This is a genomic window from Pseudomonas sp. CCI3.1 (assembly GCF_034313985.1).
Taxonomy (GTDB): Bacteria; Pseudomonadota; Gammaproteobacteria; order Pseudomonadales; family Pseudomonadaceae; genus Aquipseudomonas; species Aquipseudomonas psychrophila.
In genome coordinates this window covers 1,219,336-1,237,342 of sequence record NZ_JAVIWO010000001.1, presented here as the reverse complement: position 1 = coordinate 1,237,342, position 18,007 = coordinate 1,219,336, and the positions used below count along the sequence as shown (strand labels likewise).

Below are 18,007 nucleotides of genomic sequence, written 5' to 3'. Positions count from 1 at the left end.
AGGGTTATTGAGTGATCCGATCAGCGAAAGCGCTGAGCAGCATCAGGACTGTGAAGACGGCGAGGGCAGGGAATGAGCCGCGCCACAGGAGATAGCGGCGCTGGCGTTGGCGATTGGTCATAACAACCTCGCAATCAACATGCCGCGCCGAACTTCAATGCGAAGCGGGCGGGGCAATACGCTGACCAGAAAAAAGCCCTGTCGATGCAGGGCTTGTACAAGTTGGGCAGAAGTTCGGCAGAGGATGGTCATGCGCTGAGCCCCTCCAGCTTGGCCAGCAGGTCTTGATGCTGGCCCTCAATAATCCGGTTCTGCCGAGCGACGTAGTGGGAGTACTCACTGATATCGATCGCACCCAGTGAGTGAGCCATTTCAATGGCCATACCCACTTCCGCGTGCAGTTGTGCCGACGTGCTGCCTGCAGCCAGCTGATCAATTCGAGAGTCGATCATCCCAACTGCGATGCTGTGATAACGGCTCATGCTGCCCACCGTTGCCGCTGCGTGTGGCTGTCGATCTGGCGCCAAATCTCGGCCTCGATCTGCTTTTCGTACAGCTGGCCAACCTGGTAGCACTCGTAACCAGGTACATCCATAGGCACGCCGTCATCGTCATAGGTGATGCCCGAGACAACAACGAACTCAAGTTCGCGGCTGCCTTGAAAATCCCAGTCACTGGCCCAGCTACCTGGGTTGGGCGGGGTGTTCTCGCAGTTCGTAACCTCCACCTGGAGGACGAACCCTTCAACAATCACTTCATAAGTCATGGTCGCCTCCAAAGTGGCGGTTTGGTTGTTTTCCCACTGCCACCGATCCAGTGGCAGAAGCGAAAAGCTCCGTTATTCATTTGCTGCCCTTGAGCGTGTATTCCGAGCGAGGTACGCCCATCGCCTTGCACGCCCCGTTCACTTCTGCCGCCGTAGAGCCCGAGGCGTACACGCGGCCAGAAAACTTGCTGATTGCTTGGTAGTGGTTCATTGCACTTCTCCGGTAGGTTTCCCAATGCACCCGGTTACCCAGGTGCATCTGGTGAAAATTTCCGTATTGCGCACCGACTTACCGAGGTCTATACGGCGCATCAACGTGGGAGTCGCCCACCCTCGATGCGTCAAAGCCTTTCCCGGCCGATGCTGTGTAGCGATTGGTTTTTAAAGAGCGGTGACCTTCGGCAATATCTGCGTACAACGCAGAACATGGATTGCATTATGCGCAGATTGTTTTCTGCGTCAAGCGCAGATTATTTTTTGTGGACGAAAAAAAACCCGCGCAATGGCGGGCTCTCTTAGAGGGAGGAGGTTCTATTCAGAGCATGGGAATGGTTTTTTCAATGCTTCTACAACAAGCTTTGAAGCCATCCTATCGCGCTGCTCGGGGTTGTTTCTTAGGTACTTCATCACGATAGATCCCGCCTGCGGATAGGTGACAGTTATCGGCAGACAGAACGCAGTATTGTCTAGAGAGTCGATAACCCCTGAAACGTACCCTATGAACGCATAGCTGATAGCAGATTCGAAGTTTGGGTTTTCCTTTTCGAACTGAACTCCCGATGGATACAGGGTATTACCAGATAGTGCGAACGACACGGCCGGGCATGCGGCAATGGTCGCCATGGCCAATGATAAAAAACCTTTCATGCCTTCAAAGTCCGGTCATTTTGGCGTCAACAACGCGCCCAATAAAATGGCAGTTTCCGTTGATTTCTATGGTTCTATAACTCGGATTTAGCGGGCGAAGATACTTATGTCCAGCGTCCTCAACGTATTGCTTGAAGGTCTGTTCGCCGCTATCCAGCAGCCGTACGACATAATACTTGCCACTGACTAAGTCTGATTCTGGCCTGATTAAGATTCTGGACCCCTCTGGAAAGCTTGGGTTTCCAAAACAGGTCATCGAGTCACCTTTCACATCAAGCCAAAAACCATGATCACCGGCATTTTCGGTTGAGGAAATCCACTCGTCTGCGTCACCTGGCTGAAAATTCTCGGGGGATTCTGCCCACGATCCAGCAATAACCCAGCTAATCAGCGGGTACTCCTTAGGTGCTCTGTTTGGCTGTAAAGCCACCTGCACATTTGAATGCCCATCATCGAGCGGCTGGCTATGCCCGATAGTCATATCGAGAGCAGCCATGATCTTTTTCAGTAACTCCTGACTCGCACCCTGCAAGCCACGCTCAAGGCGTGACAGGTTGCCCGTGTCGGTGTCGACCTGGTTGGCGAGAGCTTCTAGCGTCAAGCCCTTGGCTTTACGCGCTTTTCTAATGCTTTGTCCGATATCCATTCAGCAATTCTCGAGACTTACTGCGTTACACGCAAAGCGTCCAGCGCAGATTTGGCTTGCGTTAAATCTGCGCGCTGCGCAGAATGTTCCCTGAAATCAACTCAGGGCCTTGCCATGACTCCCTTAAAACAAGCGCGCACCTTGCGCCGCTGGACACTCGCCGAGGTTTCGGCGCGGCTTGCCCAGGTCGGCGAGACAGTCGATACCGGAAACCTTTCCAGGATTGAGCGGGGCGCTCAACGCGCATCAACATCCTTGGCCGAAAACTTGTGCCGGGTTTTCGATCACGAAATAACCGAAATTCACATCTTGTACCCGGAGCGCTTCAAGGGTTCCGCCGAAGTAGCGGCTTGATTATGTCGACGAGCCCATTGAACCAAGAGCAGACCGTAAGGGCTCGCAAGAACTACTCCGTTCTCATGCAGCGCCTTGCATCGATCGGTAACGGCCCTGTCGCGCTTGCAGTCGGTTGCGACGAGGCGACGATCAGCCGTATGAAGCCGGAGAAGTTCGAGCAGTTCGCTCAAATTCTGGCCGTGCTTGATTTGAAGATCGTTCCCGGTGAGATGCGTTGCTTCAACCAGCGGGATATTGAAGCGATCTTTCACCAGGCCAAGCGCTGGATGGAACACGTCCAGCACGTTGATCAGCTCGAGGAGGACTGACTGTGCCTTCCTTCCAGATCAATGACGCAGAGTGGGGCGCCCTGGCTGATGAGCCAGCGGACGTGTTCAAGCTGTACTGCGCCATTCGCCGGTTTATGGATTACAGGACAGGCGTGTCTGGACAGAAGCGGCGACTGAGCGAACAAATGTTCCGCGAAGAGCTGTATATTGCCCCCACGCGTGGCCGTCATGAGTCTGGATCCCCTACCAGGCAAAAGGTCAGATCGCTGGTTGATCGCCTGATCACCCTAGGTGCAATAACCCCTGTTGGACCCCTTGTTTACCAGCTGCCAAATGCGGATTGGGATGGTTCGTCCAAATCATCAGCAACCGATGAACAACCCGATCAGCAACCACATCAACAACCAGAAGACATACCGGAAAACATCAATGAACCCGGTGCTTTTGTCGACCCCGACCAAGGATCAACAACCGGATCAGAATCAGGCGAACCCCTGATCAACAACCTACCTCCGATATCCGTTAATCCTATTAAATTATTAGAGCGCGGGACTTACTTCCCGATGCCGCTCGAAGGCTGGGAGCCAGACCCCAAAACCTTCAAAGCCATTGCCTTCAAAAACCAGATCCCTGTCAGCGCGGCCACCCCCGAGCTGCTCGACGCGTTCTGCTCGTACTGGTTCGTCAGGCCAGAGAAAGAGCAGTCCCAGGCCCAGTGGGAATACCAGCTGGTCGCCTACCTGAACACCCAAATCCAATTCGCCAAAGCCAGCGGGAGCACCGCCAATGGAAACGCTCGACCCGAAAACGCTGCCCAAAACCGTCAAGGCCAGGGTGCCAAGTCAGGCCAACGCAATGCTCGAAAAGGCTCATTGCCAGTTCCAGACCAAGTGCGAGCAGCCATTGCAGAGCGACAAGCCAGAGAAGCTGTCGCAGGCGTTGATGGACAACCTTTGGATCAAGATGAGCGAGATGTACGGCCACCGCTGGACGTCGAATTTCGGCGTATCTGCTGATCTGAGTCATTCGTGGGCCACGGTGCTCAAGGGCATCACTGGTAAGCAGATCGCTAACGGTTTGAATGCACTGGTGGACAAGGCGGATGAGTTCAGCTGGCCACCTCCGGCAAACGTTTTTCGCGCCATGTGCCTGCAAGTACCTGGACTGCCATCCGAAGCGCAAGCATGGGACGAAGCCCGTTCAGGCAAGTACAGCCACAATGCCGTGAAGATCGCGGCTGAAGCCACGAGCACGTTCGACCTGCACTCAGGCAAGAACAACGACAAGGCGCTCAAACAACGCTTTGAACGTAACTACGCCATCGTCATGCGCCGTGCACAGACCGGCCAGCCACTGGAAGGGCGTATTGCCCACGGCATTGGCCACGACAGCAGCCGGCCACGCGAACAGATCCAGCTCGAGCACTCCCGCAAGGAAGCCGAAGCGCTGGTCATCGCCCAGGGCATCCCATCAAACGGCCAATCCGCCAGGGCAATGCTGCTGGCCAAGCTCAATATCCGGAGAGACACGCATGTCTGACCTGAAACCCGTTTCGTTCGTTGTACCAGGTGAAGCCGTGGGGAAGGGCAGGCCGCGTGTCAGCACCATCGGTGGTCACGCTCGCATGTTCACGCCACCGAAAACTGCCAACTACGAAACCTTGATCGCTATGGCAGCACAGCAGGCCATGGCAGGGCGCGAGCTGATTGGGGGCCCCGTACTGGTCGAAATGAAAATTTTGGTTTCCGTCGCTGCGTCCTGGTCGAAGAAGAAAACGGCAGAAGCCCTGGCGGGTGATGTGATGCCCACCAAGAAACCAGACGCTGACAACGTGCTCAAGGCCATCTGTGACGGTATCAACGGCATCGTTTTCAAGGATGACGTGCAAGTGGTCAACGTCTCACTCAGCAAGCGTTTCAGCGAAACACCGGGCGTGTCAGTGCGTGTTGTGCCGCTTGTGGGGAAATCATCATGAGCCTGCCAACCCTGATCTGGACCACACACAAGCTCGCCGACGGCTGGGTGCTGCTCTGCGTTGACGCAAGCCTTGAACTGCCGGGAGAGCCAGAGGCTTTGCTTGGGTACCGCCGCGCTGTGCATCCCTTCCACTTTGATGAGTCAAACGATCCGGTTATGGATTTCAAACGGGTTATATCCGAAATGACTTACGTGATGGGCAGGGGGCTTGGGGTGGAGGTTCATACCTTGTCTGCCTCGCGTGCGCGCGCGTTTGGTGCTTGTGATGAAGCCCCCCGTGCTTGAGCAGATACCCCTGTTTGCAGAGCCAGCTCGCGTATCGATCGCGCAGCATGTTCTGCACACGCCTGCGCCTGTCCGCTCAGGACCAAAGCGCATCGACTGGTTTCGGGTGATCACGGAGGTGTTGCGCGGTGGGCACTCGATCCAGAGTGCCGCCGATGCCATCGATGTGGCCCGCACAACGCTCATTGGCTGGAAGCAGGGCGCCGAGCCCCGCTACAGCGAAGGCGAACGCCTGGTACTGCTCTGGTGCCAGATATCAGGCGAAAGCCGCGACAAACTGCCCATGGTCGCCGCAGGTGACTGGTGGGCTTACCACTCCAAGGCCTGAGGGCTTTTGGGCGTGGAAACGCTGTCGTATAGTCCGTTTTCCTTTGACGAATGGATGGGCTTCAAATGGATGATGTTTTGCTTATCGGCGGTCCTCACGATGGAGACCGTTTTCCGGATTACGAAGAGGATAGCTTTGAGCTGCCGCAAGCAAGTGTTGAGCCTTTTGGGACGCCTTATTCGAGGCCGTCAGCAAACGTTCTTTACACCAGGCATGTGCTCGATGGCTGGTCTGAGTCCAGCGTTTTCATTGCTGAGGAGGTGGAAGTTTCCGATGAACTCCTGCTCAGGTATCTAAAACGGGAGCCGAAATAGTCAGGATTCCGACACCCCGCCCCGATGATCCTTGCCTTCATCGCAGCCCAGCCACCGCGCTGGGCTTTTCTTTGTGCAGGGAGATATCAAATTGACGGCAACCCAAGACGTAACCCTTGAGGCCATGAAGGCCACCCCTCCGGTCATTGTTTCAGGCGCCATGCTGTTCGGTATGACGCCAGCGGAATGGATCACCGCGCTGACGGTGCTGTACCTGTTGCTGCAGATTGGGCTGCTGATTCCGCGGTACTGGTCGCAGTTCCGTGACTGGCTGAGGCCTTGAGCATGAGCCAGCTACGACAGCGCATAGCCGTCGGGCTATTGACCGTGAGCCTTGCCGGTTTTGGCGCTTGGAAGGCCAGCGAAGGTTTCACGGATACTGCCGTCATCCCCACCAAAGGCGACGTGCCCACCATAGGCCACGGCTCGACACGCTACGAGGATGGCAAGCCCGTGAAGATGGGCGACACCATTACCCGTCCGCACGCCGAGCTACTGGCTCGCAATCTGAACAGCCAAACCGAGAAGCAATTTGCAGCATCGCTCCCGGGCGTGAAGCTGCACCAGGTGGAGTTCGACCTGTACATGGACTTCACCGGGCAGTACGGCATTGGCAACTGGCGCTCGTCATCGATGCGCCGGGATCTGATCGCAGGTGAGTACGCCCGGGCATGCACCGATCTGCTCAAGTATCGCTATGCCGCTGGTTTCGACTGCTCCACGCCGGGCAACAAGCAGTGCTGGGGCGTTTGGTCTCGGCAGCTCGAGCGCAACGCCAAGTGCAAGGCAGCCCAATGAAGACTCTTGCAGGTATCTGTGTCGCGCTCGTCATTGGTCTGCTGCTGGCGTTGTGGCGTCTCGACCATGCCAGCACCAGCCTCACCACTGCAACGAGCCGTGTAGGCGTGCTGGAAGGCGAAGCCAAGGCATACGAGCAGGCCATCACCGTCCGCGATTCAATCGACCGCCAGTATCAGGAGGCAATCCGCAATGCCGAAGATTCGAAACCTCAGCTTGTTGCTGACCTCAACTCTGGCGCTCGCGTCGTGTACGTCCGCGCCGCCTGTGTGCCCGCCAATCCCAACGCCACCGGCAGCACTGATGCAGCCACCCCCCAACTTGCAGCTGATGCTCGACAGGATTATGCCGACCTCGTTGCCGCCAACAGCAAAGTGACTGCCCAGGTGACAGGGCTGCAGCAGTTCATCATCACCAGCTGCACGCGCAGCGCCTCGCGATAGTCGGGAAACCGACAGCTCACCTCTCAGATGCTGGCCTTCGTTGATCACAACCATCACCGAGGCCTCCAGCATGTCAGCACCAGACCTTACCCCGCAGATGCCGGGTGAACCGCTCTCAACCATTGCGCCCGTCACCAGCACCGGCGCCATTACTCAAACCCCATCCGCACCTACGTACACCGCCAAGCACAACGGTGGCGGGCGCTGGAAGGTCTGGCTAACACCATCCGAAGGCGATGCCGATTGGTTCAGCGACTTCATGGCCGCTGGTGATGGTGCCAAAGCCCAGGCCGAGGCCGAAGCCTTGCGCCTGACCGAGGGTGGCGAGCCCCTGGTACTTGATCCGCAGCATCTCAACGAGGCCGCAGCTCAGGCCCGTCCCGTCACCAGCACCGGCGCCATCGACGCCACCACCCTCAAACAGCCAGTCATGACCAGTGAAGGCTGGTTGTGCCCTGAGCCAACAGTTAAGGGTTAAGGCCATGGGAAGCAAGCCAAGCAAGCCGAAAGTGGTTGATGTGCCTGATCCAGCAGTTGAGGCCCAAAAAGCCGCTGATACGGCTGCGCAGAAGGCCAACGAAGAAACCGCCACCCGCAAGAAGCGCAAGGCCGAGAGCAGCTTGCTGTCGTCCGCTGGCGCCGGTGGCAGCGTCCTTGAGCAAGGTAAGAGAACCCTCGGATCATGACAGCCGACCAGATCGCCAAAACGCTGAGCACCTTGAAGTCTCTCCGCTCGCCGCATGAGTCGGTCTGGCGCGATTGCTTCGACCACAGCTACCCCATTCGTGGGAGCGGGTTTTGTACTGAACAGATCACGGCCATGGAGGCGCAGATGCGCAAGGCCAGGATGATCGATGGCACCACCACAGACGCGGCGCGGATCCTGTCGTCCGGGATCATGTCGGGCCTGACCCCGGCCAACTCCCTGTGGTTCGGCATGGACGTCGGGCAGGAGAGCGAAGACGAGCGTCGCTGGCTGGACGACTCCGCCGACATTCTCTGGCAGAACATCCACGCATCCAACTTCGATGCTGCCGCCTTTGAGGGGCTGATTGACGTTGTGTGCGCCGGTTGGTTTGCCCTGTACATCGACCAGGACATGGAAAAGGGTGGTTTCACCTTCGACCTGTGGCCAATTGCGAGCGTGTACTGCTCGGCATCCAAGGCTGGCGGCAAGATCGATACGGTTTATCGAGAGTACAAGCTCACGGCTGAGCAGGCGGTCAATGAGTTCGGGGAGCATAACCTCAGCGAGAACACCCGCAAGCTGGCCAAGGACAAGCCTCAGGAAATGGTGCGCTTCGTCCATGCGATCTATCCGCGTACCACGCATATGGTCGGGGCCAGGCTGGCCAAGAACATGCCCATTGCGTCCTGCAAGGTCGAGGTAGAAGCCAAGAAGCTGGTGAGCGAGTCGGGCTACCACGAAATGCCGGTGGTTGTTCCGCGCTGGATGATGATCCCTGACAGCGTTTACGCCGTAGGCCCGGTGTTCGATGCGCTGCCGGATTCACGCACCCTCAACGAGCTTTGCCGCATGGACTTGGCGGCGGGTGATCTGGCCATCGCGGGCATGTGGATTGCCGAAGACGATGGCGTGCTGAACCCACGCACGGTCAAGGTCGGGCCGCGCAAGATCATTGTGGCCAACTCTGTGGACAGCATGAAGCCGCTGCAGAGCGGGTCGAACTTCCAATATGCCGAGACCAAGATCGCACGCCTGCAGGGCTCTATCCGCAAGATCCTGATGGCCGATCAGCTCCAGGCACAGGACGGTCCGGCGATGACAGCCACCGAGGTGCACGTCCGTGTGAACTTAATTCGTCAGCTGCTCGGTCCGGTGTATGGCCGCCTGCAGACCGAATACCTGCAACCCATGATCGAGCGTTGTTTCGGCCTGGCTTACCGCGCGGGGATTCTCGGCGCGGCGCCCGAGTCACTGGCGGGACGCAACTTCACCGTGCGCTATCTGTCGCCGCTGGCCAGGTCTCAGAAGCTCGAGGAGGTAACCGCCATTGACCAGTTCGTTGCCGGTGCTGCAGCGCTTGTCGCGGTCGATCCCACCGTTATGGACAACATCGATATGGACGAGGCGCAGCGCTTCAAGGGTGAAGCCTTGGGCGTTCCGTCCGCTGTCATCCGGAGCAAGGCCGACCGGGACAAGATTCGTGAGGATCGAGCCCAAGCCCTGCAGGCGCAGCAGGAGCAGGCACAGCAACAAGTGATGCAGCAGCAGGCCGGTGAGGCCGCACTCAAACAACAGGGAGCCGCAGCATGAGCATGACCCCGGAACAAGTCGACGACATGTTCAAACGCGTTTTCGAAGATCACAACGAAGGCCGGATTGTGCTTGAGCTGCTGATCCAGCGCTTTGCCAAGAACGCCTGCACCGTCGGCGGCATCGATGCCGTCCTCACCACTTACAAGCAGGCCGGGGCCCGTGAGGTCCTGGATCACGTTGTACTCCGTATCAACCGTGCCAACGGCGTTCAAGAAGACGCCAACGACCAAGAGGGTTAACGATGAACTGGTTTATTCATGGCCGACTGGGCCACTTTTACATGGCTGAAGCTGGGGAGGGTGGAGACCCATCCACCCTGGCAGCCCCAGCAGCTGAGCCTGCACCAGGCTCTGTGCTTTCCACCGGCAACACCGGCACCGACTTCATTCCCGAGAAGTACCGGACCAACAAAGAGGATGGCAGCCTTGATCTGGAAGCATCGTCGCGCAAGGTTGCCGAGGCCTACAAACACCTTGAAACCCGCATGGGTTCGGGTGATGCACCGCCAAAGACTCACGAGGAGTACGCCCCCAAGATTGAAGTGGAGGGCTTCAACTGGGATGAGTTCAAGGCCGACGAGAGCACCCAATCGTTTTTGAAGGGCGCACATGCCAAAGGCCTGAACAATGACCAGGTTGAGTATGTGATTGGCGAGTACTTGAAAGCGGCCCCGGGCCTGATTGGTGGCGCGGCAGTATTGACCCAGCAGGATTGCACCGCAGCCCTCAAAGCCGTCTGGGGCGATGACCAGTCGATCCGCGCCAATGTTTCCGCGTCCTACCGCGCGGCCGAGGCATTCGCCAGCCAGGGCGATGCGCCAGGCAACTTCAACGCCCTGATGACCAAGTATGGCAACGACCCGGACTTCATTGCGTTCACTGCCAACATCGGCAAAGAGCTCAAGGAAGACCGTGCCATCAATGGTGGTGCCCAGGTCAGCGAGGCAGATTTCGCAGTCAAGACAGCTGAGTTGCGCCAACAGCTGCAGGACCTACCGGCCCACGACCCGAAGCGCAAAGGCATCCAGGCTCAGCTCGACGGAATGTACAACCAGAAATACAACCAGCCTAAAACCCGCTTCTGACTCCCCCCGCAAATAGTCGGGAAACCGACACCCTCCATGCACAAACATCGCAGGCATCCCAGTAATGGGCTGGCCTGCGATGGCACGCAGATACCCAGAAAGCCCCGAGGCGCAGCAAAGCCGATGCACGCCAGGAATACCGGCCCGCGATGCGGATACCCGGCAGGCAATCCCTTATCTGCATTGGAGTGCATCTTATGTCCCAACAAATCACCGAAGCCTTTGTTCAGCAGTTTGCGGACAACTTCCGCCATCTGGCGCAGCAAATGACCTCGCGCTTTGAAACGCGGGTTTCCATCGAGCCGAACATTGTCGGCATGTCCAAGTCTGTGAACCGCCTGGGTCAACGCACTGCACAGCGCCGCACCCAGCGACACGCAGACACCCCGATCAATGATCAGCCACACAGCACGCGCTTTGTGGATCTGTTCGACTGGGATGACGGCGACATGATCGACGACCAGGACAAGATTCGTATGTTGGTTGACCCAACATCGGACTACGTCAAGGCAATGGTTGCAGCGCTCAATCGTGCGAAAGACGACGTGATCATCGCCTCAATGGGCGGCAACTCGCGCTCGACCACCGGCAACGTCATCTTGCCAGTTGCCCAGAAAATCGTTGTGGGCGGCACTGGCTTGACCAAGGCCAAGATCATTCAGGCCCGCAAATTGTTCCGCCGTAACGAAGCGGACAACCACAACGGTGAAGAGCTGTTCATCACCTACACGGCTGCTGCGGCTGCCGACATTCTCGCGGACGCCACCTTGACCAGCGCTGACTACATGGCCGGCAAGTTCCTGCAGGAAGGCGATGTGGAAGGCAAGTGGATGGGTTTCACCTGGATTCCATCTGAACGCACCCCTTACGACGGCGCTACTCGACGCCTGTACGCCTGGGCCAAGTCTGGCGTAACGCTGGGCAAGGGCGCCGATATCACCACCAAGGTCGGCGAGGATCCAGGCAAGGGCTTCAACGTCCGGATCTATGCCAAGCAGTCCATCGGTGCTGTACGGACTGAGGAAGAGAAGGTGGTTGAAATCGCTGTAACCGAGGCCGCTTAAGCGGCTTTGGCTTTTCCTCTCAGTCCAGATTTAGGAGCCACACCATGGCAACCGTAAACGCATTCGTAGCCGCAGCCCGTGCGGCGCTCCCACAGCAGTTGGTTAAGCCAAATCTGCAAGGCGCTGACATTCAGATTTTGGTCAGCACCTACACCGTTCCTGCTGGTGGCGTTGCCATTGGCGACAAAATCTCCTGGGGCTTTATCCCGTTCGGTGCTCGCCTGATGCCTGGCACCAAGTTGTACTTCGGGGCTGGCGCTGCGTCCTCAACCATCAACTTGGGCGATTCGGTTTCGCAGGCTCGCTACCTCGCTGCCACGTCTGTTGCTGCTGCTGGTAACGCTGTGGCTGAGGCTCAGTTTGCCAACGGTGGGTTGTTTGAAGTGGCCGTGGCCCAGCAAGGCCTGGCCACTGACCAAAGTGAGCTGCTCTCCACTGTTGCAGGTGCAGCGTTGCAGGCAGGCCAAGTAATCACGTTGGTTGCGCAGTACGCCGGACAGAACTGATTCGCGGCGGCCATGGATGGCAATAACTTACCGGGGCCGCGTGCCCCGGTCTTTTTATCTGGAGGTTTTGAGGATGAGCATGGCCACCGGTGTATCAATCTGCTCCAACGCGCTGCTGATGTTGGGTGCGCAGACCATTAACGACTTTGCAGACCAGTTGAACCTGGACCGGGCCAAGCTTTGCGCCAACCTGTATCCAACAGTGCGCGACGACATGCTGCGCTCTCACCCATGGAACTGCGCTATCAAACGGGCCGTTCTGGCCCCTGATGCGGTAGCCCCTGTGTTTGGATACACGCATTCCTTTGAGTTGCCTGCTGACTTCATGCGCGTGCTCGAGGTGGGTACCAACGGTTCCCAGATTGATTACCTGGTTGAAGGCCACACGATCCAGGCGGACACCACCGTGCTCGAGCTGCGTTACGTGTTCCGCAACGAGGTTGAAAACACATGGGATGCGCACCTGGTTAAGCTGGTGACGCTGGGCATGGCTGCGGCATTGGCATATCCGGTGACCCAGTCCTCCGCCTTGCAGCAGTCCTTCGAGCAAAAGCTTGAAATGACACTCAAGCGTGCGCGCGCCGTTGACGGTCAAGAGGATCCGCCACAAACCCTTGGTGATGAGCGACTGCTGCGGGCTCGTTTCGGAGGTGGCTGGTAATGCCTCGTCTGACACTGATCCAAACCAATTTCACTGCCGGTGAAGTCTCCCCGCGCATGCTGGGCCGGGTCGATCTTGCCCGGTACCAGAACGGCGCCGAAATCATTGAGAACGCTTGGCCGGTCATTCATGGCGGCTGTGTTCGTCGTGACGGCACGTTGATGTGCGCCCCCGCCAAGTTTCCTGACAAGAAGTGCCGACTGATCCCTTACGTCTTCAACGCCTCGCAGGCGTACATGGTTGAGTTTGGTGATTTTTACGTGAGGATCTTCTTTGCCGATGGCAGCTACAGCGGTATCGAGCTAGTCAGCCCTTATAGCCATGACATGCTTGAGCGCATGGATTACGTGCAGGGTGCTGACACTATGTTCATTTTCAACAATGCCGTGCCTGTGCAGAGGCTACGCCGCATCACCAATGCTGAATGGACCCTTGCCCCTGCACCGTTCGTAACCAAACCCTTTGACGAGAAGGGCATCGACTTTCTAACCCTGATCACCCTCAGCGATCCGGCTGTTGGTCTCGGTCGCACAGCAACAGCCTCAGAGGCTGCCTTTCTGGCTGCTGATGTTGGCCGTGAAATCTGGGCTGGTGGTGGCATCGCTCGTATTACGGCAATCACCAGTCCGACAGTGGCCACCGTTGAAGTGCTCAACGCATTCAGTGCAACCACACGCCCCACCTGGTCTTTGAAAGGATCTCCGCAAACTACCAATACCTTGAGCGCTTTCACCCCTGTGGGTGGGACGGTCACGATGACACTGGGGCTTGCCGGCTGGCGTGCCAACGACATTGGTAAGTTCGTGAAGATCAACGGTGGCCTGCTCGAGGTCAGTGCTTACACCAGTCCCACAGTGGTGTCGGGCATCATCCGATCAGCTCCCACGTCCGTTGTTGCGTCACCTGCCAATGCCTGGTCGCTTGAGGCTTCGGTCTGGAACGATGTGGACGGTTACCCAGGTGCAGGCACTCTGTACGAGCAACGCCTTGCCTTGGGCGGATCGCCGAATTTCCCCCAAACCATATGGGAGTCGCGCACCGGGGAGTACCTGAACTTCGAGTTGGGGACCAAAGACGATGACGCTATTTCCTACAACTTGTCGTCTGACCAGATCAACCCGATTTTGCACATAGGCCAGATCAACGCCCTGATTCCATTGACCTACGGCGGTGAGTTCACGGTCAGTGGCGGGGTAGAGAAGGCAATCACCCCGACCAACATCCGTGCGAAAAACCCCTCCGTGTATGGCTGCAACCGTGTACGCCCTGTGCGAATTGGCAACGAGCTGTATTTCATCCAGCGCTCCAACCGCAGGCTACGGGCCATGGCCTATAAGTACGATTCCGACACCTTTGGTTCGCCTGACATGTCCGTGCTGTCTGAGCACGCCACCAAGTCCGGCATCATCGACATGGCGTATCAACAGGAGCCTGAATCAATTCTCTACATGGTGCGTGCCGATGGCGTGATGGCCACCATGACCGTGGATCGTGACCAGGACGTTGTTGGTTGGGCCCGCCAGATCACTGACGGGGCTTTTGAGTCTGCGGCATCCATCCCTACTGCCGATGGTGATCAGGTATGGGTGGTGGTGCGCCGTAACGTGAATGGTCAGAACGTGCGCTACATCGAGCGCTTCACCGCGAATGTTCGCGTCGACTCAGGCGTGAATGCTGTGAGCGCTGAGGGTCAGGCCGTATGGGGCGGGCTCTCACACCTGGAAGGCAAGATGGTGGATATCGTTGCTGACGGCGTTGTCATGCAACAGCAGCTGGTCACCGGTGGCCAAGTCACCATTCCCCGTAACGCACTCACCACTTCGATCGGTCTCAACTTCAAGACTCGGATCAAAACGCTAACCCCTGAGGTTTCCGGCAATACCGGCAGCGTGCAGGGCAACAGCATGCGCATCGGCGAGGTGTCGCTGCGATTCCTCGAAACCATCGGTTGCAAGATCAATGGCCAAACCGTGGCGTTCCGCAACCTCGGGGCTCAGGTGCTCGACAAACCACCAGCTTTGTTCACAGGGGTTCACCGCATGGAGAACCTCGGGTGGGATCGTGGCCAAGCCACTTTAGAAATCTCCCAGGACCAACCGTTGCCGTTCCATCTGCTGTGCATCATCAAAAAAGCAACATTCAACGACTGAGGGGACACCATGATCAGGCCTGCCAAACACTCCGATGTTCCCCGCCTTATTGAGCTGGGCACGTTGCTGCATGCCACCAGCAGCTATTCAACGATGGCTTTCAACGCGGCCAAATCGGGCAACTTCCTGCATGAGCTGATTAATGGGCCGAACGGCGTGGTGTTTGTGGCTGAGGTCGAAGGCCTTGTGGTCGGCGGCATGGCAGGGGCGGTGGTTGATCAGTGGTTCAACGATGACCTGGTGGCTTATGACTACTCCCTGTTCATCGAGCCCACCAAGCGTCATGGTGTCACGGCTATTCGCTTGATCCGTGCTTTCGAATCCTGGGCCCGGATCAAGGGCGCCAAGCATATGCAAATGGGTATAGGAACCGGCGTAAACGTCGAGGGCACATCCCGGCTGTACCAATCATTGGGGCTTGAGTTGTTCGCGCCCCTCTTTCAAAAGGAGCTTATCTAATGGCCGCTGGCGCTGCATTTATGGCTGCATATGGTGGGTACATTGCTGCTGCGGCAGCTGTTGCGGGCACCGCGTACTCGGTTTACTCGGGCAATCAGACGGCCAAGCAGGCAGGTCTCAACGCTGACGCGCAGTCAGAACAGGCTCAGAAAGACGCTGATGCCGCTGCAAGCGCTTCGGCGGTGCAAGCTGACCGCATACGTCGCTTGGCCCGCAACCAGTCCAGTGAGGCCAATGCCGCACTGGCTGCCTCGGGTGTTGAGACTGGCGCCGGTACCGCAATCAACATCAACGAGGAAATTATCGGCAACGGCGAGGAAGACGCTGCGCTGACCATCTTCAACGGGCAAAACCAAAAGGCCCGCGGTTACGTTGATTCCAGCAATTACAAGCTGGCAGGCAGCCAGGCTCAGTCGGCGGCAAACTCTCAGGCCGTGGGCAGCGTGCTTAACACTGGTTCATCGCTCGCCATGATGGGCTGGAAGGCATCAGTTAACGGCACAGCGCCAAGAGTTGGGGGGAACGGCTAATGGCACAGATCCCCCTTGGTAATTTTGGCCAGGTCAATGTGCAGCAGGATGTTGTACAGAACCGCGTCATAACCCCTGATCCTGGCCTGCAGAACCGGGGTGCGCAGCAAGTTGCCAGCACGCTGGTCAATATCGGCCTCAATATCATTGATGAGCGGGCCAAAGAGGATCAGGCCCTTGCTCGAGTAAAAGCCAGCAACGCAGTGATCGACCGGGAGTCGCAAATCAAGACCATTGCTACTGATCTTGATGAGCAGATGCGTACAGGTCAGTTGAGTTATGAAAAATCAGAGGAGGCCTACAACACCGCTGTGGCGCAGCTGGAGCCTCTGCAAACCCCCGGTCTTAACGAAGCTGAGCAGGGCGCAATTGGCAACTCACTGAAGCGCATCCAGCTGGGCGGGCTGGAGAACGTGCGCGCGGCCTCTGCTAAGGGGCGCATCCTGTCGGCCCAGAGTGATCTGACATCGCGCATGGATATGCTGGGAAAAGATGCTGCCATGCCCGGGGCAAATGTCGAACAGATCAACGCGCGGATGGATGCCGAAGACATTGATACAGCAGGGCGCTTGGCGTTCGGTGAGGGGTGGACCAGTAAGAAGCAGGAATTTAAGGATGGCAACTGGTCTACGCATGCCACCCAGCGCGTTATTGAGTCGCGTGAGAGCTTGGCCAGCCTGCAAAAGGTAGAGCATGACCTCACGGCCGAGGACGGTTTCTATTCCAAAAAGCTTGATCCGGAGAAGCGTAACCAGTTGCTGAACACTGTCAGTGGCCGGATCTTCCAGGTGAAGGAACACCAGCAGCGCCAGGCAGAAATGCGTGAGATGAAAGCCGAGCGGGTACTCACCCAGATGGACCAGCAGGCAGCTACCGGGGTGCCACCACCACCAGCGCTCCAGCAGCGTTGGAAGTCTGTGTTATCTGGCACCTCCGTCGCAGGCGAATTCAATACTCGTATGCAGGAGATGAACGAGGTTCAGACATTACTGCGGGCACCACTGCCCGAGCAACAGCAGTACATCGACCGTAAACGTCAGCAGATGCAGGTCAATGGTGCCAGCGTTGCCCAGCAGGCCAACGTCACCCGATTGCAAACTGCTGTCGATTACAACACCAAGATGCTGCGTGAGAACCCGCTGACCTTCAACGCAATGCGAACCGGTGCCGATGTGGAGCCGCTCGACGTTTCTGGAGTTATGACCCAAGAAGGCCAGCAGAAGCTGGGCGAACAGATCGCTGATCGTTTCGACGTAGTCAACTCTGTGCGCAAGGCATACGGTCCGGAGGTTGCTCGCAACCCATGGAAGCCCGAAGAGCAGACCATGCTGAAATCGCTACTTGAACAGGCGGATGACGGCACTAAATTGCAGGTGCTGGGTGTTATTGCCAGCTCATCCCCTTCGGGCGCGGAGTACGCCGCAGCCATCAAACCGCTTATTGCTGACCAGCCCATCACCATGCTCGCGGGTATGGCTCAGTTCCGTGGGCTTAAGGGGGCTGATGGTACTGACGTTCCCCGGACCCTGCTGTCTGGCGCCAAGGTACTTACGGACAAATCAACGCCCATGCCCAAGGATGCTGTGTTTCGGGAGTCCTTCGACAAAGCCGTGGGCAATGCATTGGTACCTGGTACACCGCAGCGGGAGCAGGCCTATCTGGCATTCAAGTCGTTGTATGCCGGTATGTCGGGGCCCAAGGGGATCAAACACGATGGGCCCGCTCCGGAGCTGGATCGTGACTTGGCTGATCAGGCTGCAGAAATGTCTACTGGCGGCATCATGGAAAGGGGTGGGGCCAAGGTGATCAAGCCATACGAAATGGAGGAAGGGACTTTCAACGCGCTTGTAGATATGCAGCTTGAAGGCCTATCCATGCACAGCAAACTCCCTATCAGCCAACTGGAGGACATGCCTCTATCTCCGGTACCGGGCAAGGAAGGTTCGTATTACTTGATGAATGCGGGCCGGGTGCAGGTTGATCCGGCGACTAATCAACCCATGGTGGTGAAAGTCAAATGAGCTGGTTCGATGGATTGGTCGAAGACAACGAGGCGCTGAGCCAAGACCAGCGCCTTGACCGCACAAACGAAAAACTCAAACCGGGGTTCTTCACTGGTGCCCTAGATCCTTTGGGGCCAAATACTTATCGCGGGGTACTTGAAGGGGTAACTAGTGTTGAGTCGGGACTTAGCACGGTCTGGCAGGGCGGGCTTAATGCTG

Annotated in this window: 28 protein-coding genes; 23 read left to right on the top strand and 5 right to left on the bottom strand. The window is 57.4% G+C overall.

Annotated features, from left to right (window positions below; translation table 11 throughout):
• Positions 1 to 248: 248 nt before the first annotated feature.
• The 5 genes from RGV06_RS05515 to RGV06_RS05495 all read right to left on the bottom strand — a co-directional run bounded on the left by RGV06_RS05515 (position 249) and on the right by RGV06_RS05495 (position 2,279).
• The gene (locus tag RGV06_RS05515; protein ID WP_322149571.1) at positions 249 to 482 is read right to left on the bottom strand and encodes a hypothetical protein; all 234 of its coding nucleotides are present in this window, start codon (positions 480 to 482) and stop codon (positions 249 to 251) included.
• The gene (locus tag RGV06_RS05510) at positions 479 to 766 is read right to left on the bottom strand and encodes a hypothetical protein (RefSeq protein WP_322149570.1); all 288 of its coding nucleotides are present in this window, start codon (positions 764 to 766) and stop codon (positions 479 to 481) included. The genes RGV06_RS05515 and RGV06_RS05510 overlap by 4 nt, the downstream gene beginning before the upstream one ends.
• A gap of 76 nt (positions 767 to 842) precedes the next feature.
• Entirely contained in the window at positions 843 to 977 is a 135-nt protein-coding gene (locus tag RGV06_RS05505) for a hypothetical protein (RefSeq protein ID WP_257010819.1), read from the bottom strand.
• Between the two features lie 320 nt (positions 978 to 1,297).
• Positions 1,298 to 1,633 (bottom strand): Rap1a/Tai family immunity protein, encoded by a 336-nt coding sequence (locus tag RGV06_RS05500; RefSeq protein WP_322149569.1) that lies wholly within the window; start codon positions 1,631 to 1,633, stop codon positions 1,298 to 1,300.
• A gap of 4 nt (positions 1,634 to 1,637) precedes the next feature.
• Positions 1,638 to 2,279 (bottom strand): helix-turn-helix domain-containing protein, encoded by a 642-nt coding sequence (locus tag RGV06_RS05495; RefSeq protein WP_322149567.1) that lies wholly within the window; start codon positions 2,277 to 2,279, stop codon positions 1,638 to 1,640.
• A 114-nt stretch (positions 2,280 to 2,393) separates the two neighbouring features.
• On the opposite strand from RGV06_RS05495, the gene RGV06_RS05490 reads away from it, so the two are divergent.
• The 23 genes from RGV06_RS05490 to RGV06_RS05380 all read left to right on the top strand — a co-directional run bounded on the left by RGV06_RS05490 (position 2,394) and on the right by RGV06_RS05380 (position 17,806).
• Positions 2,394 to 2,633, top strand: coding sequence for a helix-turn-helix domain-containing protein (locus RGV06_RS05490; protein WP_153379646.1), 240 nt, complete (start codon positions 2,394 to 2,396; stop codon positions 2,631 to 2,633).
• Positions 2,634 to 2,650: 17 nt separating this feature from the next.
• Complete coding sequence (locus RGV06_RS05485; protein ID WP_254925887.1) at positions 2,651 to 2,944, top strand: CII family transcriptional regulator; 294 nt, start codon at positions 2,651 to 2,653, stop codon at positions 2,942 to 2,944.
• A gap of 2 nt (positions 2,945 to 2,946) precedes the next feature.
• Positions 2,947 to 3,921 carry a DnaT-like ssDNA-binding domain-containing protein gene (locus tag RGV06_RS05480; protein ID WP_322149563.1) on the top strand — a complete coding sequence of 325 codons (975 nt, stop codon included), beginning with the start codon at positions 2,947 to 2,949 and terminating at the stop codon, positions 3,919 to 3,921.
• Positions 3,869 to 4,444 carry a hypothetical protein gene (locus RGV06_RS05475; RefSeq protein WP_322149562.1) on the top strand — a complete coding sequence of 192 codons (576 nt, stop codon included), beginning with the start codon at positions 3,869 to 3,871 and terminating at the stop codon, positions 4,442 to 4,444. The genes RGV06_RS05480 and RGV06_RS05475 overlap by 53 nt, the downstream gene beginning before the upstream one ends.
• Complete coding sequence (locus RGV06_RS05470; protein ID WP_322149560.1) at positions 4,437 to 4,880, top strand: RusA family crossover junction endodeoxyribonuclease; 444 nt, start codon at positions 4,437 to 4,439, stop codon at positions 4,878 to 4,880. The genes RGV06_RS05475 and RGV06_RS05470 overlap by 8 nt, the downstream gene beginning before the upstream one ends.
• A complete protein-coding gene (locus tag RGV06_RS05465; RefSeq protein WP_322149558.1) occupies positions 4,877 to 5,167 on the top strand; it encodes a hypothetical protein in 291 nt (96 codons plus the stop codon). Before RGV06_RS05470 ends, RGV06_RS05465 begins: the two co-directional genes overlap by 4 nt.
• Positions 5,148 to 5,495: a hypothetical protein gene (locus RGV06_RS05460; protein WP_322149556.1), complete on the top strand. Its 348-nt coding sequence runs from the start codon at positions 5,148 to 5,150 to the stop codon at positions 5,493 to 5,495. Before RGV06_RS05465 ends, RGV06_RS05460 begins: the two co-directional genes overlap by 20 nt.
• Positions 5,496 to 5,560: 65 nt before the next feature.
• On the top strand, positions 5,561 to 5,809 hold the full coding sequence (locus RGV06_RS05455; protein ID WP_322149555.1) for a hypothetical protein: 249 nt from the start codon (positions 5,561 to 5,563) through the stop codon (positions 5,807 to 5,809).
• Between the two features lie 91 nt (positions 5,810 to 5,900).
• Positions 5,901 to 6,092 (top strand): hypothetical protein, encoded by a 192-nt coding sequence (locus tag RGV06_RS05450; protein WP_322149553.1) that lies wholly within the window; start codon positions 5,901 to 5,903, stop codon positions 6,090 to 6,092.
• A gap of 2 nt (positions 6,093 to 6,094) precedes the next feature.
• Positions 6,095 to 6,607, top strand: coding sequence for a glycoside hydrolase family protein (locus tag RGV06_RS05445; RefSeq protein ID WP_322149552.1), 513 nt, complete (start codon positions 6,095 to 6,097; stop codon positions 6,605 to 6,607).
• On the top strand, positions 6,604 to 7,050 hold the full coding sequence (locus RGV06_RS05440) for a lysis system i-spanin subunit Rz (RefSeq protein WP_322149551.1): 447 nt from the start codon (positions 6,604 to 6,606) through the stop codon (positions 7,048 to 7,050). Before RGV06_RS05445 ends, RGV06_RS05440 begins: the two co-directional genes overlap by 4 nt.
• A gap of 70 nt (positions 7,051 to 7,120) precedes the next feature.
• Entirely contained in the window at positions 7,121 to 7,528 is a 408-nt protein-coding gene (locus RGV06_RS05435) for a hypothetical protein (RefSeq protein ID WP_322149550.1), read from the top strand.
• Between the two features lie 4 nt (positions 7,529 to 7,532).
• Complete coding sequence (locus RGV06_RS05430) at positions 7,533 to 7,736, top strand: hypothetical protein (RefSeq protein WP_095018599.1); 204 nt, start codon at positions 7,533 to 7,535, stop codon at positions 7,734 to 7,736.
• A complete protein-coding gene (locus RGV06_RS05425; RefSeq protein WP_322149549.1) occupies positions 7,733 to 9,328 on the top strand; it encodes a portal protein in 1,596 nt (531 codons plus the stop codon). The genes RGV06_RS05430 and RGV06_RS05425 overlap by 4 nt, the downstream gene beginning before the upstream one ends.
• Complete coding sequence (locus RGV06_RS05420) at positions 9,325 to 9,570, top strand: hypothetical protein (protein ID WP_218580725.1); 246 nt, start codon at positions 9,325 to 9,327, stop codon at positions 9,568 to 9,570. Before RGV06_RS05425 ends, RGV06_RS05420 begins: the two co-directional genes overlap by 4 nt.
• Before the next feature lie 2 nt (positions 9,571 to 9,572).
• On the top strand, positions 9,573 to 10,415 hold the full coding sequence (locus tag RGV06_RS05415) for a hypothetical protein (RefSeq protein ID WP_322149547.1): 843 nt from the start codon (positions 9,573 to 9,575) through the stop codon (positions 10,413 to 10,415).
• Between the two features lie 197 nt (positions 10,416 to 10,612).
• Positions 10,613 to 11,479 (top strand): phage capsid protein, encoded by an 867-nt coding sequence (locus RGV06_RS05410; protein WP_153379509.1) that lies wholly within the window; start codon positions 10,613 to 10,615, stop codon positions 11,477 to 11,479.
• Between the two features lie 44 nt (positions 11,480 to 11,523).
• The gene (locus RGV06_RS05405; RefSeq protein ID WP_322149545.1) at positions 11,524 to 11,985 is read left to right on the top strand and encodes a hypothetical protein; all 462 of its coding nucleotides are present in this window, start codon (positions 11,524 to 11,526) and stop codon (positions 11,983 to 11,985) included.
• 73 nt (positions 11,986 to 12,058) lie between these two features.
• Complete coding sequence (locus tag RGV06_RS05400; protein ID WP_322149544.1) at positions 12,059 to 12,646, top strand: hypothetical protein; 588 nt, start codon at positions 12,059 to 12,061, stop codon at positions 12,644 to 12,646.
• A complete protein-coding gene (locus RGV06_RS05395) occupies positions 12,646 to 14,796 on the top strand; it encodes a hypothetical protein (RefSeq protein ID WP_322149542.1) in 2,151 nt (716 codons plus the stop codon). Before RGV06_RS05400 ends, RGV06_RS05395 begins: the two co-directional genes overlap by 1 nt.
• A 9-nt stretch (positions 14,797 to 14,805) precedes the next feature.
• Entirely contained in the window at positions 14,806 to 15,255 is a 450-nt protein-coding gene (locus RGV06_RS05390; RefSeq protein ID WP_322149541.1) for a GNAT family N-acetyltransferase, read from the top strand.
• The gene (locus tag RGV06_RS05385; RefSeq protein ID WP_322149540.1) at positions 15,255 to 15,785 is read left to right on the top strand and encodes a hypothetical protein; all 531 of its coding nucleotides are present in this window, start codon (positions 15,255 to 15,257) and stop codon (positions 15,783 to 15,785) included. Before RGV06_RS05390 ends, RGV06_RS05385 begins: the two co-directional genes overlap by 1 nt.
• Positions 15,785 to 17,806 carry a hypothetical protein gene (locus RGV06_RS05380; protein ID WP_322149539.1) on the top strand — a complete coding sequence of 674 codons (2,022 nt, stop codon included), beginning with the start codon at positions 15,785 to 15,787 and terminating at the stop codon, positions 17,804 to 17,806. Before RGV06_RS05385 ends, RGV06_RS05380 begins: the two co-directional genes overlap by 1 nt.
• Positions 17,807 to 18,007: the final 201 nt, after the last annotated feature.

Coding starts and splice junctions, on each gene's coding strand:
- RGV06_RS05515 (WP_322149571.1), bottom strand. CDS start 482: ATGAGCCGTTATCACAGCATCGCAGTTGGGATGATCGACTCTCGAATT.
- RGV06_RS05510 (WP_322149570.1), bottom strand. CDS start 766: ATGACTTATGAAGTGATTGTTGAAGGGTTCGTCCTCCAGGTGGAGGTT.
- RGV06_RS05505 (WP_257010819.1), bottom strand. CDS start 977: ATGAACCACTACCAAGCAATCAGCAAGTTTTCTGGCCGCGTGTACGCC.
- RGV06_RS05500 (WP_322149569.1), bottom strand. CDS start 1,633: ATGAAAGGTTTTTTATCATTGGCCATGGCGACCATTGCCGCATGCCCG.
- RGV06_RS05495 (WP_322149567.1), bottom strand. CDS start 2,279: ATGGATATCGGACAAAGCATTAGAAAAGCGCGTAAAGCCAAGGGCTTG.
- RGV06_RS05490 (WP_153379646.1), top strand. CDS start 2,394: ATGACTCCCTTAAAACAAGCGCGCACCTTGCGCCGCTGGACACTCGCC.
- RGV06_RS05475 (WP_322149562.1), top strand. CDS start 3,869: ATGAGCGAGATGTACGGCCACCGCTGGACGTCGAATTTCGGCGTATCT.
- RGV06_RS05470 (WP_322149560.1), top strand. CDS start 4,437: ATGTCTGACCTGAAACCCGTTTCGTTCGTTGTACCAGGTGAAGCCGTG.
- RGV06_RS05465 (WP_322149558.1), top strand. CDS start 4,877: ATGAGCCTGCCAACCCTGATCTGGACCACACACAAGCTCGCCGACGGC.
- RGV06_RS05460 (WP_322149556.1), top strand. CDS start 5,148: ATGAAGCCCCCCGTGCTTGAGCAGATACCCCTGTTTGCAGAGCCAGCT.
- RGV06_RS05455 (WP_322149555.1), top strand. CDS start 5,561: ATGGATGATGTTTTGCTTATCGGCGGTCCTCACGATGGAGACCGTTTT.
- RGV06_RS05445 (WP_322149552.1), top strand. CDS start 6,095: ATGAGCCAGCTACGACAGCGCATAGCCGTCGGGCTATTGACCGTGAGC.
- RGV06_RS05440 (WP_322149551.1), top strand. CDS start 6,604: ATGAAGACTCTTGCAGGTATCTGTGTCGCGCTCGTCATTGGTCTGCTG.
- RGV06_RS05435 (WP_322149550.1), top strand. CDS start 7,121: ATGTCAGCACCAGACCTTACCCCGCAGATGCCGGGTGAACCGCTCTCA.
- RGV06_RS05430 (WP_095018599.1), top strand. CDS start 7,533: ATGGGAAGCAAGCCAAGCAAGCCGAAAGTGGTTGATGTGCCTGATCCA.
- RGV06_RS05425 (WP_322149549.1), top strand. CDS start 7,733: ATGACAGCCGACCAGATCGCCAAAACGCTGAGCACCTTGAAGTCTCTC.
- RGV06_RS05420 (WP_218580725.1), top strand. CDS start 9,325: ATGAGCATGACCCCGGAACAAGTCGACGACATGTTCAAACGCGTTTTC.
- RGV06_RS05415 (WP_322149547.1), top strand. CDS start 9,573: ATGAACTGGTTTATTCATGGCCGACTGGGCCACTTTTACATGGCTGAA.
- RGV06_RS05410 (WP_153379509.1), top strand. CDS start 10,613: ATGTCCCAACAAATCACCGAAGCCTTTGTTCAGCAGTTTGCGGACAAC.
- RGV06_RS05405 (WP_322149545.1), top strand. CDS start 11,524: ATGGCAACCGTAAACGCATTCGTAGCCGCAGCCCGTGCGGCGCTCCCA.
- RGV06_RS05400 (WP_322149544.1), top strand. CDS start 12,059: ATGAGCATGGCCACCGGTGTATCAATCTGCTCCAACGCGCTGCTGATG.
- RGV06_RS05395 (WP_322149542.1), top strand. CDS start 12,646: ATGCCTCGTCTGACACTGATCCAAACCAATTTCACTGCCGGTGAAGTC.
- RGV06_RS05390 (WP_322149541.1), top strand. CDS start 14,806: ATGATCAGGCCTGCCAAACACTCCGATGTTCCCCGCCTTATTGAGCTG.
- RGV06_RS05385 (WP_322149540.1), top strand. CDS start 15,255: ATGGCCGCTGGCGCTGCATTTATGGCTGCATATGGTGGGTACATTGCT.
- RGV06_RS05380 (WP_322149539.1), top strand. CDS start 15,785: ATGGCACAGATCCCCCTTGGTAATTTTGGCCAGGTCAATGTGCAGCAG.